Annotated in this window: 13 protein-coding genes; 8 read left to right on the forward strand and 5 right to left on the reverse strand. The window is 65.5% G+C overall.

From position 1 onward, the window contains the following. The first annotated feature begins 20 nt into the window (after window positions 1-20). On the forward strand, window positions 21-485 hold the full coding sequence (locus tag GCN75_RS21560) for an FKBP-type peptidyl-prolyl cis-trans isomerase (RefSeq protein ID WP_152284227.1): 465 nt from the start codon (window positions 21-23) through the stop codon (window positions 483-485). 156 nt (window positions 486-641) lie between these two features. Further along, window positions 642-1,574 (forward strand): cysteine synthase A, encoded by a 933-nt coding sequence (gene cysK / locus GCN75_RS21565; RefSeq protein WP_152284228.1) that lies wholly within the window; start codon window positions 642-644, stop codon window positions 1,572-1,574. On the opposite strand, the gene GCN75_RS21570 is transcribed toward cysK, so the two are convergent. Further along, on the reverse strand, window positions 1,535-2,833 hold the full coding sequence (locus tag GCN75_RS21570; protein ID WP_226941510.1) for an SGNH/GDSL hydrolase family protein: 1,299 nt from the start codon (window positions 2,831-2,833) through the stop codon (window positions 1,535-1,537). The genes cysK and GCN75_RS21570 overlap by 40 nt on opposite strands. 99 nt (window positions 2,834-2,932) lie before the next feature. Here GCN75_RS21570 and GCN75_RS21575 point away from each other — a divergent pair, with 99 nt between their 5' ends. Beyond that, window positions 2,933-3,838: a LysR family transcriptional regulator gene (locus GCN75_RS21575; protein WP_152284229.1), complete on the forward strand. Its 906-nt coding sequence runs from the start codon at window positions 2,933-2,935 to the stop codon at window positions 3,836-3,838. A gap of 101 nt (window positions 3,839-3,939) precedes the next feature. After that, window positions 3,940-4,341 (forward strand): ribosomal maturation YjgA family protein, encoded by a 402-nt coding sequence (locus tag GCN75_RS21580; protein ID WP_152284230.1) that lies wholly within the window; start codon window positions 3,940-3,942, stop codon window positions 4,339-4,341. Between the two features lie 6 nt (window positions 4,342-4,347). On the opposite strand, the gene GCN75_RS21585 is transcribed toward GCN75_RS21580, so the two are convergent. The 3 genes from GCN75_RS21585 to GCN75_RS21595 form a co-directional block, all read right to left on the reverse strand. Continuing rightward, window positions 4,348-7,173, reverse strand: coding sequence for a M16 family metallopeptidase (locus tag GCN75_RS21585; protein ID WP_152284231.1), 2,826 nt, complete (start codon window positions 7,171-7,173; stop codon window positions 4,348-4,350). 78 nt (window positions 7,174-7,251) lie between these two features. Beyond that, window positions 7,252-7,605 carry a hypothetical protein gene (locus GCN75_RS21590; protein WP_193317594.1) on the reverse strand — a complete coding sequence of 118 codons (354 nt, stop codon included), beginning with the start codon at window positions 7,603-7,605 and terminating at the stop codon, window positions 7,252-7,254. Continuing rightward, window positions 7,606-8,334, reverse strand: coding sequence for a P-loop NTPase family protein (locus tag GCN75_RS21595; protein WP_152254972.1), 729 nt, complete (start codon window positions 8,332-8,334; stop codon window positions 7,606-7,608). It abuts the gene before it with no gap. A 212-nt stretch (window positions 8,335-8,546) separates the two neighbouring features. On the opposite strand from GCN75_RS21595, the gene GCN75_RS21600 reads away from it, so the two are divergent. Continuing rightward, complete coding sequence (locus GCN75_RS21600; RefSeq protein WP_226941511.1) at window positions 8,547-10,316, forward strand: GGDEF domain-containing protein; 1,770 nt, start codon at window positions 8,547-8,549, stop codon at window positions 10,314-10,316. Here GCN75_RS21600 and GCN75_RS21605 read toward each other — a convergent pair. After that, complete coding sequence (locus GCN75_RS21605; protein WP_152284233.1) at window positions 10,309-10,791, reverse strand: CinA family protein; 483 nt, start codon at window positions 10,789-10,791, stop codon at window positions 10,309-10,311. The two genes, GCN75_RS21600 and GCN75_RS21605, sit on opposite strands and share 8 nt — an antisense overlap. Before the next feature lie 223 nt (window positions 10,792-11,014). On the opposite strand from GCN75_RS21605, the gene GCN75_RS21610 reads away from it, so the two are divergent. From GCN75_RS21610 to GCN75_RS21620, 3 genes are all read left to right on the forward strand, one after another. Further along, entirely contained in the window at window positions 11,015-11,632 is a 618-nt protein-coding gene (locus GCN75_RS21610) for a YfiR family protein (RefSeq protein ID WP_193317595.1), read from the forward strand. A 2-nt stretch (window positions 11,633-11,634) separates the two neighbouring features. Continuing rightward, on the forward strand, window positions 11,635-13,665 hold the full coding sequence (locus tag GCN75_RS21615) for an ATP-binding protein (RefSeq protein ID WP_152284235.1): 2,031 nt from the start codon (window positions 11,635-11,637) through the stop codon (window positions 13,663-13,665). Beyond that, window positions 13,662-14,311, forward strand: a 650-nt coding sequence (locus tag GCN75_RS21620; protein ID WP_152284236.1) for a response regulator, incomplete at its 3' end; no start/stop codon positions are given. The genes GCN75_RS21615 and GCN75_RS21620, both read left to right, overlap by 4 nt.

The raw sequence follows: 14,311 nt of genomic DNA on the forward strand, positions 1-14,311 counted from the left end.
ACTCACTGAAAGAATACATCATGACGCGTAGCTCCGTTTTGTTTGCCCTGATCTGCTCCGTCGCCGCGTCGCTGGCGCAGGCACAGGCGCCAGCGCCTGTTCCCGCCTCCGCCGTATCGCTGAGCCCTGGCCCTGCCGCCGATAAATTGATTCTGATCGACAACAAGGTCGGCACGGGCAAGGAAGCGTCCGCCGGCAACAACGTCACCGTGCATTACACGGGCTGGCTGTACCGTCCCCTGGCGAAAGATTCGCGCGGCAAGAAGTTCGACAGCTCCGTGGGCCGCGGCCCGTTTGACTTCCCGCTCGGCAAGGGCATGGTCATCAAGGGCTGGGACCAGGGCGTGGCCGGCATGAAAGTGGGCGGCAAGCGCACCCTGATCATTCCTGGCGAACTGGCCTACGGCCCGCGCGGCGCCGGCAATGGCGACATTCCGCCGAACTCGGCACTGATCTTCGACGTGGAACTGCTGGACGTTAAGTAATTGTTCCGTTTGGCGGCGGCGCATGTTCGCGCCGCCGCCATCGGCACGTAGCAAAATGTTCAGGCCAGGCATGGCAACAACGCCATGAACTTTTTGTTGAGTGTCTTGAAACGCGGTAGACTGGGTTCTTCTGTAATTGCTGTGGAGACCACACCCATGAACATCGCCAACGACGTCACTGAACTGATCGGCAACACCCCCCTGGTGCGCATCAACCGCATCGCTGCCGGCAGTGTGGCCACCATCCTGGCCAAACTCGAATTCTACAATCCCGCCCACAGCGTCAAGGACCGTATCGGCCTGTCGATGATCGTTGCCGCCGAAGCGGCAGGCAAGATCCATCCCGACACCGTCATCGTCGAGCCCACCAGCGGCAACACGGGCATCGCGCTGGCCATGGTGTGCGCCGCGCGCGGCTACCGCTGCACCCTCGTCATGCCCGACACCATGAGCCGCGAGCGGCGCATCCTGCTGCGCGCCTATGGCGCCGAACTGGTGCTCACGCCCGGCAGCGAAGGCATGCTGGGCGCCATCCGCAAGGCCGAGGAACTGGTGGCGGCCGACCCCCGCTACCTGATGCTGCAGCAATTCAATAACCCCGCCAATCCCGCCATCCACCGCGCCACGACGGCCGAGGAAATCTGGCGCGATACGGATGGGCAAGTGGACATCGTCGTGGCCGGCGTGGGCACGGGCGGCACGATCACGGGCATCGGCGAAGTGCTCAAGGAGCGCAAGCCTGGCCTGCAAGTGATTGCCGTGGAACCGGAAGCGTCGCCGATGCTGTCGAAGGGCACGAAAGGACCGCACCCGATCCAGGGCATCGGCGCCGGCTTCGTGCCGCAGATCCTGAACACGACCATCTACGATGAAATCATCTGCGTGAAGAACGACGATGCGTTCGCCACGGCGCGCCTGGCCGCCAGCGACGAAGGCTTGTTGGTCGGCATCTCGTCGGGTGCCGCCCTGTGGGCCGCCCTGCAAGTGGCGCACCGTCCGGAAAACGCGGGCAAGACCATCGTCACCATCATTCCGTCGTTTGGCGAGCGCTACCTGAGCACGGCCCTGTACGCGGGCCTGGGCGACTGATCTTGATCAAACAGTAGCGACAGGTCTATCTTTTCCGCCAGCGCCCGGTTGCCCGCGTCGCCCGGGTGCAGGTGGTCGCCCGAATCGTAGGCGGGCAGCAGGCGCAGCGGCTGGGCCGGGTCGCGCGTCCACGCATCGAAGTCGAGCACGGCGTCGAATGTGCCGCTGGCGCGTATCCACGCGTTCAGCTGCTGGCGCAGCGCATCTTTATCAGGCTGGTAATAGTCGTCCAGGGGCGTGCCGGGCAGGGCGCCCGCGAACGGCGTCAGGGTGGCGCCGACCACGCGCACGCCGCGGCGGCGTGCCTGGGCGACCAGCCGGGCGTAGCCGTTAGTCAACTCTTCCAGCGTGGGCCTTTGTCCCTGTGGCGCAAACGCCGTGCCGGGCCAGCTGATGTCATTGATCCCCAACAAGACGACCACCGAGCGCACGCCCGGCTGCGCCAGCACATCGCGCTCGAAGCGGGCCAGGGCGCTCTCGCCCATGCCGTCGGACAACAGCCTCCCGCCGGAAATGCCCGCATTGATCACGGCCACGCCATGCGGCGCCAGGCGTTCGGCGAGGAAATCGGGCCAGCGGGTGTCCTGCCCCAGGCTGGCGCTGGCGCCGTCCGTGATCGAGTCTCCCAGGATGGCCACGGCTTGCGCGGCCGGCGCCGCTTCGACCTCGATGGCGCTCAGCAGCAGGCGCGCCGTGGTGGTCTGCACGCCGGGCTGCGCGGCATCGATGCGGGCGGCCCGCGTCTGGTCGCGCGGCGCGATCCACGCCGTCTCGCGGCCATCCCAGTGAAACGTGGATGCCGGGCTGGCTTGCGGCAGGTGGACGCTCACCGTCAGCCGGGCCAGGTCCGGCACGGACAGCTCGACGGGGTCGCTGACGAGGGGCGCGCCCGGCGCCACGCTGGCCGAGGGTTGGCCGGAAAACGTCAGCGTGCGCAGGCTGCCCGCTTCGATGGTTGAACTGGAAGCGGCCAGGGCCACGGTGGCCGCGCCGATGCGCAGCGGCACCTTGCCATACGCATTCGACAGCACGATGCGTACGCGGGGGCCGCCCACGCTGAGGCGCGCCACCTGGCGCACGGTCTGGTCGCGCAACACGGCCGGCACGTTGCCGGGGAACAGGAAATCGGCGCCCCACACGGCTTGCGGGCTGGCCGTCCAGCTGGCCAGCCAGGCGGTGTCCGCATTGGCGGCCTGGACAGGGCTTGTGCCGAGTGCCAGGCTCAGCAGGGCGGCGGGGAGGATGGAAAATCGTTGCATGGCGGCTCGCTTCATCAAGGGGAATGTGCGCATGATGCAAGCAAAGCCATTTATGCACTAGACTATCTTATCGCAGAACATTTATGAGTTGAATTCACAATGGCCAGACTGGATGTCAACCGCTCCGGTGAGCTGGAAGTATTCGTGCGCGTGGTCGAGCTGGGCGGTTTTTCCGCCGCCGCGCGCGCCTGCGGCATGACGCCGTCGGCCGTCAGCAAGCTCGTGTCGCGGCTGGAAGAGCGCCTGGGCGCGCGCCTGCTGAACCGCTCCACGCGCCAGCTGCAGCTGACGGCCGAGGGCTGCGGCCTGTACGAGCGGGGCACGCAGGTGCTGGCGGCCCTGGACGAGGCCGAGCGCTGCGCGGGCGCGCAGGATGTGCCGCGCGGCAAAATACGAGTCAATGCGAACGTGCCGTTCGGCCAGCATTTTTTGTTGCCGCTGGCGCCGCTGTTCCTGGAGCGCTATCCGGACGTGACGCTCGACATCGTGCTCACGGATACCGTGGTCGATATCCTGGAACAGCGCACGGACGTGGCCGTGCGGGCCGGTCCCCTGAAAAGTTCCGGCTTGCTGGCGCGCAAGCTGGGCCAGACGGGCATGGTGATCGTGGCATCGCCAAGCTATCTGGCGCGGCGCGGCACGCCGCTGCTGGCGGCCGAGCTGGCAGCGCACAACTTGCTCGACGCCAATTATGCGCGCGCCCGCTCGGGCTGGCCGCTGCGCCTGCCCGAAGGCGATATCGTCGTGCCGGTCACGGGCAATGCGCAGGCCAGCGATGGCGAAGCCTTGCGGCAACTGGCGCTGGCGGGACTGGGACTGGCACGCCTGGCCGCCTTCCAGGTGCGCGCCGATATCGCGGCTGGCCGTTTGCGGGCGCTGCTGGAAGAGTGCAATCCGGGCGACAGCGAAGACGTGCATGCCGTGTTCGTGGGACAGGGCGGGCATGTGCCGCTGCGCGTGCGCGTCTTTCTCGATTTCCTGGCGCAGCATGTCGACCTGGGGTGATGCGACAGGCTACAGGCGGACACGGCCGCGCAGTACAATATCGGCATACAACAAATACGGTCCGCAATGGTTCGGCCCGTATCGTGTCTCTGAATGGAAATATGTTCCTGGTAAAACCTGAACGCCGCCGCCTGCTGCAGGTGGGCGCGACCGTGGCTGTCATCGCGCTGGGCCTGGCCTCGCGCGCCTATCCCCAATTCCTTCCCGCCGCGCTGGGGAAATATCCTGGCGATGCCCTGTGGGCCATGATGATCGTCTTTGCGCTGGGTGCCTTCGCCACGCGCATGCGCACGTGGCAACTGGCGTTGACGGCCTTGCTGATCTGCTTTGCCGTGGAATTCGGACAGCTGGTCCAGACGCCGTGGCTTGTCGAACTGCGTGCCCATCCGCTGGGGCACCTGGTGCTGGGGTCCACCTTTGGCTGGACCGACCTGCTCGCCTACACGGCGGGCGTGGCGATGGCGGCGCTGGCCGATGCAGCGGCGCTGTTCAAGCGCCGCTGAACCCGCTTACTTCACGTTACCCTCCGCATCGCGCGATTCCACGGGCGCCAGTTTCAGCTTGCCCAACTGCGGGGCGATCTTTGCCTTGTCGCCCACGCCGATGACGACCAGCGTGTCCGGCTGCAGGTATTTTTTCGCCACCTGCTGCACCTGCTTGTCCGTCACGCTGGCAAAGCGCTGCGGCAAGGTCGTGTAATAGTCGAGACCCAGGCCGTAGATATACGCGTTGGCCATGCTGGCGCTGATGCTGGCATTCGTCTCGAACTGGCCGGGCAAGGACAGCACTTGCGCATTGCGCGCATTCGCCAATTCCTTGCCGCTCAAGGGCTTGGCGATCATGGCGCGGATTTCCTTGAAGGTTTCCGACACGGCCGGGCCCGTTACATCGGTGCGCACGCTGGCGGCAATCGAGAATGGACCAGGCTGGCTACGGTACTGGAATTGCGAGCGCACGCCATACGTATACCCCTTTTCCTCGCGCAAGTTGGTGTTCAGGCGGCTGGTAAACAAGCCGCCCAGCGCCGCATTCATCACTTGCAGCGGCGCGTAGTCGGGCGTGGCGCGCGGCACGGCGATGTTGGCCAGGCGCACGGCCGTTTGCGGCGCGCCCGGCTTGTCGACGAGGATCAGCCTGGCCTTCGTCGTGTGCGGGGCGGCCGCCACGGCCGGCGCCACGGTACCGGCCTTCCAGGCGCCGAACTTCGCTTCGGCCAGCGCCTTCAATTCCGCCTCGCCGATATCGCCCGAGACGATCAGCGCCGCATTGTTCGGCAGGTAGTGCTGCTGCCAGAAACCGTGCAGGTCGGCGCGGCTGGCCGCCTTCAGCGCCGCTTCCGTACCCAGCTGGATGTAGCCATACGGATGCTGCGGGCCATACAGGGCAGCCGCTTCCACGCGGGCCGCCACGGCGCCCGCATTTTCGCGCTGCTGGGCCAGTTGCCCGATGCGGCTGGCGCGCTGGCGCTCCACCTCTTCTTGCGGGAATTGCGGGTGCAGCACCACGTCGGCCAGCACGTCGAGCGCCTGCGGGAAGGTCGATTTGAGCGACGTCAGCTGGGCAAACGAGGCATCCGCGCCGGAGCCGGTGCTGAGCAGGGCGCCCAGCTGCGCCACGTCGTCGGCGATTTGCGGCGCGCTGCGCGTGGCAGTGCCTTCCTGCAGCAATTGCGCCGTAAAGCTGGACAAGCCCGGCTGCGCCAGCGGATTGGCGCCCGAGCCGCTTTTGATCACCAGTTGGCTGGAAACGAGGGGCACGGCAGGGTTGTAGTGGTGGATCACGGTCAGGCCGTTCGCCAGCGTGAACGATTTTCCTTGCGGTAGCACGATCTTCGGTGCGGGACCGGCCTTCGGCACGGCATTGCGCCATGGCTCGTCGGCATTGATGGCCGTGCCAGGCGCAGGCTTGACCTTGCCCGGCGCCGGCGTCGGCACTTCCGCGCCCAGGTCCGGCGTGCCGGGCACGCCATACACGACCACGCGCGATTGGTTCTTCAGGTAGGTGTCGACGGCGCGCTGCACGCCGGCCGCCGTCACCTGGCGGTAGCGTTCGATATCCTTGGCCAGGTAGCCGGGGTCGCCCAGGTACTGGTTGTATTCGTTGAGCAAGTTGGCCACGCCGTGGCCACCCATTTTTTCCACCTGGCTCAGCATGCTCGTTTCGATGCTGTTGCGCGCGCGCTCCAGTTCCTTCTCGGTGGGGCCCTTGGCGCGCAGCTGTTCCAGCTCCGCCTGCAGGGCTTGCTCGATTTCCTCGGGCTTGTGGCCGGGGCGCGCCGTCGCGTCGATGGTGAAGACGGAAGTGAGCGCATTGGAACCCTGGCTGGCGCCCACGTCCTGGGCGATCTGCTTGTCGTACACGAGGGATTTATACAGACGGCTGGACTTGCCGCCGGCCAGGATGTGCGCAGCCATCGACAGTTCCGCATCATCCCTCGTATAGGCCGATGGCGTCAGCCAGGCCATGAAGACGCGCGGCAATTCCACCCGGTCCTGCACCACGACACGGCGTTCCTGCGTGATGGGCGGCGTCACGACGTCGGGCTTCGGCACGGCCGGGCCGCTCTTGAAGCTGCCGAAGTATTTATTCACCAGCTCCTTGGTCTTGGCCTTGTCGATGTCGCCGGCAATCACCAGGCTGGCATTGTTGGGGCCGTAGTATTTGGTGAAGAATTCCTTGATGTCGGCCAGTTTCGCGTTCTGGATGTCCGCGTGCGAACCGATGACGCTGGCGTAATACGGGTGGGTCTTGGGAAACAGCTGGTGGTACAGCGCTTCCTGCACGATGCCGTAGGGCGCGTTTTCCACGCTCTGGCGGCGCTCGTTGCGCACCACGTCCTGCTGGTTCGTCAGCGCCGTCTGGTCGAGCACGTCCAGCAGGTAGCCCATGCGGTCGGAATGCGTCCACAGGGCCAGTTCCAGCTGGTTCGACGGCACCGTGTCGAAGTAATTGGTGCGGTCGAAATCCGTGCTGCCGTTCGAATCGGTGGCGCCCGCGCCTTCCAGCAGCTGGTCGGCCATGCCGCGCGGCACGTGCTTGGTGGCGGCAAACATCATGTGCTCGAACAGGTGGGCAAAGCCCGTCAGCCCCGGCGCTTCATTGGCCGGTCCCACGTGGTACCAGATATTGACGGCCGTGACGGGCAATTTATGGTCTTCCACGAGAATGACGTCGAGGCCGTTCGGCAAGGTGTATTTTTCGTAGGCAATATTGGGCACGGCCGTCGCGCCCATGGGCGCCGTCGCGGCCGCATCGGCGGCGTGGGTCAGGCTCAAGGGGGCGCCGTACAGCGACAGCAGCAGGGCGGGGAGGGCCAGCAGTTTGATCGGTTTCATGCATGCTTCCAGGCTAGGGGGAAAAAGACGCTGCTGCCCGCTCGTGGCTGGCGCAGCGCGACGGTGCTACGGTCGGTGCTACGGTTTATACAGCAGGGCTGCGCCGCCCAGCACCAGCAGTGCGCAGGCGATGGAGACGATGGCGGCCGCGCCCAGCAAGCGCCATTCGCGCGGCGTAAACCAGACGGCTGGCGCAGTCGCATGATCGGCAGGGCTGGCCAGGGCGGCTGGCGGCAGCTCAGGCAAGCCGCCCGCCGCGCGCGCCTGCGACGCCAGCGCTTGCGTGGCGGCGTCCAGCAGGGCCAGCTGGCGCTCGACGGTTTCCGCCAGCACCGCTTCGTTCAGCGCCACCAGGGCGAATATCGGGTCGTCGACGTCGATCTTGATGCCCGTCTTGTCGAACACGTGGCTGCGCAGTTTGTGCTGGTCCATCTACCATTGCACCTTGTCGAGTTGTTCGAAGATGTCGCGGTAGACGACCTTGATGCGCTGTTTTTCCATGATGTTGAACTTGTCGTTCTGCAGCACTTCCTGCATCGTCAGGCGCGCCGTGTTCATTTTCTTGACGTCCGCGCCGAAGGTGTCGGGATTGCGCTGGCTCAATGTAATGCTGCCTTTCACGCGCGCGCGGTTGTCGCTGTACGACTGCGATTCGACAAACTGCTTGCCGGACGCCGACTGCAGCAGGCCGAAATGTTCGTTTTGCCACAGTACCAGCGGCACTTTCGTCGATTGCGCCGTGGCGACAAAGCCCGTGGCCGTGTCGTGCAGGGTGTCGCCGCCGCCGACGATGGTGTGGATATACACTTTGCGGCCCGATTCTTCCAGCAGCGAAAAGCAGTCGTTTTCCAGCAGATAGCCCATCAGCGGCGAAAAGGTATTGGCGCCATTGTCGATCACGCAGTTGCCGTCCGCTTCGAGGATGTCGATCATCAGGGCGTCGAAGCGTTTCGGGTCGATGTTGCGCGCATCCGTCATCACGGGCACATGCTTGACCTGCATTGCCTTGTAGCGCGAAAAAGTGGCGTTTTCCTGATCGGTGTCATAGCAGCGCAAGGGCGTGTCGTCCTTGCCGCCTATCCATTGGGCCAGCAGGGTCGAAACCAGGGTCTTGCCGATGCCGCCCTTGCCCTGCAGGATGAAATGTACCGTGTTTTGCATTGCGACTACTCCAAGTTGTTGCGTCAGTGACAATCAAAGATACGTGGCAGGGGCGCGGGCGCCCGGCCAGGCCACGACTGGCATTTTTACCACAATCCTTTGCAAATATGCCATGCGCAAGAGCGAATCTGGTTATGATGTTAATCAGGATACCATTGATGCAGAGCAAGTTTTGTGTGAAAAATCCACCCCAGAGTGTGAACGAGGACGCAGTGCCGATCTCCAGTCTCGATAAAGCCGACATTGACCGTCTGAATCAGCAGGCCCTGTCCTGCCTGGTCGGCAACCGCCGCCAGGCGCGGCGGCTGGCGCAGATGGCGCTGGCGGCGGCGCAACGGCAACAGTATGCGCGCGGCGACGCGTATGCGGAACTCAATCATTGCTGGCTCGCGTATTACGGCGGCGAGGCCGAACCGTCGTGCGAGCGCCTGCGCGCATATTTCCAGCAGAGCGGCGACCTGGAAGGGGGCATGGAAGTGGCGGCCCTGCAGGGCGCGTATGCGAGCCGGCGCGGCGATTTTGCCGATGCCGAGCAGCATTTCCTGCAGGCGCGCAGCCAGGCCGCGCAGATCCCCGATTCGCTGCACAAGTTCATGCTGTACGCGCGCCTGGGCGTCGATGCCCTGAACCGCGGCGATACGCAGGACGGTCCGCGCAATTTTCTGCTGGCGCTCGATATCGCCGAACGCTTCGGCAGCCCCGCGCACCGCGTCAACAGCCTGTCGAACCTGGCGTCGTCGCAGCACGACCTGGGCAACGATGAAGACGCCATCCCCCTGCTGGTCGAGGCGCTCGACATCATCGGCACGCAAAAGCTCAAATACCAGCAAACCATCGTCTCGGCCAACCTGGCCATGTGTTTATTGGCTACGGGCAAGCCGGCCGAGGCGCTGGCGCTGGTGGAACCGTTTTACGAGTGGCCGGAAGAAGACCTGGCCATCCGCGCCTTTTTGTTCTGCATCGCCGCCCACGCCGCCATCCTGCTGCAGCAGCCCGCCAGCGCGCTGCACTTGCTGCTGCGGGCCGAAGAGTATGCGCGCCGGGGCCAGGACCTGGAAGAGCAAATGCATGCGTGGCTGGTGCGCGGCAAGCTGGACTTGCACGCGGGCCAGACGGCGCAGGCGCTGGCGTCGCTGACGCAGGCGCACAGCCTGCTGAGCTGGACGCGCAATCCGTTTCACCAGCAGCAGATTCTGCGGGGACTGGCCGACATCAACGCCCAGCTGGGCGAATGGCAGGCCGCGTACGGTTTCCTGCAGCAATACCAGGCCGCGTTCGAGGCCAGCAGCAAGTCGGCGCGCGCCTCGCGCAGCCTGATGCGCAACCTGGAAAAGGAAATGCACAGCCTGAAGGCCGAGCGCGACAAGGCGCTGGAGCTGCAGGCGGCGCGCGAATCGGAAAACGTCAAGCTCGAGCACCTGAACCGCGAACTGGCGCACCAGATCCTGCATGTCAACTCGCTGCAGGACAGCCTGAAGGAACAGGCCATGCGCGACCACCTGACGGGCCTGTACAACCGCCGCCATTTTGAAACCTGCCTCAATGCCATCCTGCACGCGGCCGATGCGGATGCGCCCGTGGCCATCGCCATCATCGACCTGGACTTCTTCAAGCGCGTCAACGACACGTACGGGCATAATTTTGGCGATGAAGTGCTGATCCAGTTTGCGCGCCTGGTGGAAAGCCAGCTGCGCGGCAGCGACATGGTGTGCCGTTATGGCGGCGAGGAATTCTGCCTGCTGTTGCGCGAAGCCGACAGCGTCATCGCCGCGCACAAGATCGACGATATCGCCGCGCGCTACCGCCAGCTGCTGATCCGGCAGGCGCCGCACAGCCTGTCCGGCTGTACCTTTTCGGCGGGCATCGCCGAGTATCCGCGCCACGGCGCGGGCCGCCACGAATTGCTGATGCGCGCCGACAGCGCCCTGTATGCCGCCAAGCAGGCGGGCCGCGACCGCGCCTGCATCGCCGAGATCAGTTGATAAATCGCACCAGCCCCTGCAGCGCATGGATGACGGCCTGTTCGCGCACGGCTTGCCGGTCGCCCGCAAACACCCGCCGTTCCGTCTGCACGTGGCCGGCGCGGGCCCAGCCGAAGCAGACGGTGCCCACCGGCTTGCCGGGCACGCCGCCCGTGGGACCGGCGATGCCCGTGGTCGAGACGGCTACCTGGGCCGCACTGTGGGCCAGGGTGCCCTGCGCCATGGCGGCGGCCACTTCCTCGCTGACGGCGCCGTGTGCCGCGATCAGTTCGGCGGGCACGCCCAGCATGCTGCTCTTGGCCCCGTTCGAATAGGTGACGAAGCCCCGTTCGAACCAGGCGCTTGAACCCGAAACATCGGTAACGGCCTGCGCCACGCCGCCGCCCGTGCACGATTCGGCTGTGGCCAGCAGCAGGCCCTTTGCCTGCAAGGCTAGGCCGAGTTCGGTGGAAAGGGAAAAGAGGGCGTTGCTCATGGAGGACTCCTGCGTGCGGTGGCGGTGGTGGCAAGACTGTAGCATGGCGGACGGTAAAAGAAACTTTCCCCGGTACCAGCGAAAATGCGTACACTCTTTTATACATTTGCTACCACTCCGGGCCGGCAGGCGGGCTGCCGCTGCGCCACCCTGGTGCGCATCGCCCGAATAGGCAGGCGGCATGGTGCCGCGCCTTCGTATGCATTATCTTTACTCGGTTGTCATGGCAATTCTGAACTGGACCTGGTGGCGTCATCCTGGCTCCCTGCGCAGCCCCTTGCGCGGCGCTGGCCGCGGCTGCCTCGGCTGGGGCTGGTTATTGCTGGTCCTGGGCGCGTTGTGCACCGATGCGCGGGCGCAGGTGCCGGGAGAGCTGGAACGCCAGGTCAAGGCCGCCTATCTGTACAAGTTTGCCGGTTTTGTCGAGTGGCCCGATGGCAGCTTTGCCCGGCCCGATGCGCCGCTGGTGATCGGCGTGGCCGGTGCCGATGCGCTGGCCGACCAGCTGGAACAGAGCGTGGCCGGGCACAGCGTCAACGGCCGCGCCGTGCAGGTGAAAAAAGTGCGCCGCGGCGACGCGCTGGCCGGGCTGCACGTGCTGTACCTGGGCGCGCTGGAAAAAACGGCGTTGCAGGAGATGCTGGCCGCCAGCCGTGGCCTGGCGTTGTTGACGGTGTCCGATTCGGATGAGGTCTATGCGATGGGCAGCATGATCAATTTTGTGATGGCCGAGGACAAGGTCCGCTTCGACGTGGCCCTGAAACCCGTGGCGCAGGCGCATATCCGCATCAGTGCGCGCATGCTGCTGGCCGCCTATCGCGTGCAGACGGGGGGCGCCTGACCATGATACGACTGCGTTCCATCCGCCGCAAACTGATGTCGGTGGTCTTGCTGACCACCCTGGTGGCGCTCGTCATTTCGCTGGGTACCATCGTCGTCTACGACTTGCGCGCCTACCACCGCAACCTGGTGGCCGATATCAGTACCCAGGCCGAGCTGCTGGGGCACATGAGTTCGGCCGCGCTGGCCTTCGACGACGAACGCCTGGCGCTGGAAAACCTCAACCTGATGCGCATCCGCCCCCGCGTGACGGCCGGCGCCCTGTACAAGGCCGATGGCAGCCTGTTTGCCAGCTACCGCGCAAACCAGGATGTGGGCGAGCTGCCGGCAAAGGTGGGCAAGGAAGGCGAAACCATCCAGGGCAGGTCCGTGGAATTGTTCAAGCCCATCGTCGACAATGGCGAACTGCTGGGCACCGTCTACCTGCGCGCCGATTACGAGCTGGCGGGCCGCACGGCCGACTACCTGGCCATCGCGCTGGGCGTGACGGTGCTGGCGCTGCTGGTGGCCTTGCTGCTGCTGCGCCGCCTCGATTTCGTCATCACGCAGCCCATCCTCGACATCGCCGACGTGGCGCGCGAAGTGATCGAGACGGGCGACTACTCGCGCCGTGCGCGCAAGCTCAGCGTCGACGAAGTGGCGCAGCTGGTCGATTCCTTCAACAAGATGCTGGCCGAGATCGAGCTGCGCACGCAGGCGCTGGAACGTTCGAACGGCGAGCTGGCGCGCGAAGGCGAGCAGCGCACCCAGGCGCAGCAGGAAGTCATGCGCCTGAACCAGGAGCTGGAAGTGCGCGTGCATGAACGCACGATGCAGCTGGAAATGACGAATGGCGAACTGGCCATGGCGATGGAAGAGGCGCGCAGCGCCAACTATGCCAAGTCGGCCTTCCTGTCGTCGATGAGCCATGAATTGCGCACGCCGCTCAACGCCATCCTGGGCTTTGCGCAAATCCTCAGTTCCGACCGCCTGCCGTCGACCCTGGCGCAAAAGAAGGAGTTCGCGGGCCATATCCTGAAATCGGGGCGCCACCTGCTGACCTTGATCAATGAAATCCTCGACCTGGCAAAGGTGGAGTCGGGCACGGTCAGCCTGTCGCTCGAACCGGTGGGCCTGGACGCCATCCTGCAGGAATGCCGCGACATGATCGCGCCGCTGGCCAGCCAGCGCGGCATCGCCATGGCCTTTCCCGATGCCTGTCCCCTCAACGTGCTGGCCGACCGCACGCGCCTCAAGCAGATCCTGTTGAACCTGCTGTCGAATGCGCTCAAGTACAACCGCGAGCATGGCGAAGTGAGCATCGCTTGCGCGCCGCAGGCGGGCGGGCGCGTGCGCATCAGCGTGCGCGACACGGGCGTGGGCCTCGATGCCGAACAGGTGGCGCTGCTGTTCCAGCCCTTCAACCGGCTGGGGCAGGAAGGCGGCACGGAAGAGGGCAGCGGCATCGGCCTGGTGGTCACCAAGCGCCTGGTGGAGCTGATGGATGGCAGCATCGGCGTGGCCAGCGCGCCCGGCGAGGGCAGCACGTTCTGGATCGAGCTGCGCGTGGTCGACGCCTTGCCCGTGCCCGCCGACCCGGCCTTGCCGCGGCCGGACCTGGCCGGCGCGCTGCTCGAGCACAGCGCGCCCGTGACCTTGCTGTACGTGGAAGACAATCCCGCCAACCTGACCCTGGTCGAGGAAATCGTGCGCTACTGCCCCCAATTGCAGCTGCTGACGGCAACGGATGGCCGCCTGGGCGTGGAGATGGCGCGCACGCATTTGCCGCAGCTGATCCTGATGGACATCAACCTGCCGCACGTGAACGGCACGGACGCGCTGAAACTGCTGCGCGCCGATCCCCGCACGGCGCACATTCCCGTCATCGCCCTGACGGCCAACGCCATGCCGGGCGACGTGGAGCGCAGCATGGCGCTGGGCTTTTACCGCTATCTCACCAAGCCGATCAACCTCGATGAATTTACCGAGGCGATCAACAGCACCCTGGCCTATGTGGCGCAGCAGCGCCGGCAGAAGGGAACGGGTGCGCCATGATCAGCCAGGCCGATATCTATGCGGCGAAAATCCTCATCGTCGATGACCAGGAAGTCAATTTGCGCCTGCTCGAGCATTTGCTGCAAAGCGGCGGCTACACGGCCATCACCAGCACCCTCGACGCGCGCGCCGTGGCCGGCCTGCACCAGCGCCACCAGTTCGACCTGATCATCCTCGACCTGGTGATGCCGGGCATGAACGGCTATGCCGTGATGGATGCGCTGCGCCCGCTGGAGCTGGAGGGCTATCTGCCCGTGCTGGTGATCGCCGCCGATCCGGACGCCAAGCTGGCGGCGCTGGAAGCGGGCGCGCGCGACTTCATCAGCAAGCCCTTCGACGCGCTCGAAGTGCTCACGCGCATCCGCAACATGCTCGAAGTGCGGCTGCTGCACCGCGCCGCGCGCCACTACAACACCCTGCTCGAACGCACGGTGGGCCAGCGCACGGCCGAACTGCAGCGCTTTCGCGGCGCCATGGACGCCACCACCGACGCCATCTTCCTCGTCGACGTGCTGGGCATGACCCTGGTCGACGCCAACGACGGCGCTTGCCGCCTGCTCGGCTATGCGCGCACGGAACTGCTGGCGCTGGCGCCCGGCACCCTGCTGCCGTCGCCGCCGGCCCCGCCGCTGGCCGCGCTGCCGGG

The sequence above is a fragment of the Janthinobacterium violaceinigrum genome (genome assembly GCF_009208555.1).
GTDB classification, from domain to species: Bacteria; Pseudomonadota; Gammaproteobacteria; order Burkholderiales; family Burkholderiaceae_D; genus Janthinobacterium; species Janthinobacterium violaceinigrum.

Bases quoted from the DNA above. Each gene is read 5' to 3' on its own strand.
- GCN75_RS21560 (WP_152284227.1), top strand. From the start codon at position 21: ATGACGCGTAGCTCCGTTTTGTTTGCCCTGATCTGCTCCGTCGCCGCG.
- cysK (WP_152284228.1), top strand. From the start codon at position 642: ATGAACATCGCCAACGACGTCACTGAACTGATCGGCAACACCCCCCTG.
- GCN75_RS21570 (WP_226941510.1), bottom strand. From the start codon at position 2,833: ATGCAACGATTTTCCATCCTCCCCGCCGCCCTGCTGAGCCTGGCACTC.
- GCN75_RS21575 (WP_152284229.1), top strand. From the start codon at position 2,933: ATGGCCAGACTGGATGTCAACCGCTCCGGTGAGCTGGAAGTATTCGTG.
- GCN75_RS21580 (WP_152284230.1), top strand. From the start codon at position 3,940: ATGTTCCTGGTAAAACCTGAACGCCGCCGCCTGCTGCAGGTGGGCGCG.
- GCN75_RS21585 (WP_152284231.1), bottom strand. From the start codon at position 7,173: ATGAAACCGATCAAACTGCTGGCCCTCCCCGCCCTGCTGCTGTCGCTG.
- GCN75_RS21590 (WP_193317594.1), bottom strand. From the start codon at position 7,605: ATGGACCAGCACAAACTGCGCAGCCACGTGTTCGACAAGACGGGCATC.
- GCN75_RS21595 (WP_152254972.1), bottom strand. From the start codon at position 8,334: ATGCAAAACACGGTACATTTCATCCTGCAGGGCAAGGGCGGCATCGGC.
- GCN75_RS21605 (WP_152284233.1), bottom strand. From the start codon at position 10,791: ATGAGCAACGCCCTCTTTTCCCTTTCCACCGAACTCGGCCTAGCCTTG.
- GCN75_RS21610 (WP_193317595.1), top strand. From the start codon at position 11,015: ATGGCAATTCTGAACTGGACCTGGTGGCGTCATCCTGGCTCCCTGCGC.
- GCN75_RS21615 (WP_152284235.1), top strand. From the start codon at position 11,635: ATGATACGACTGCGTTCCATCCGCCGCAAACTGATGTCGGTGGTCTTG.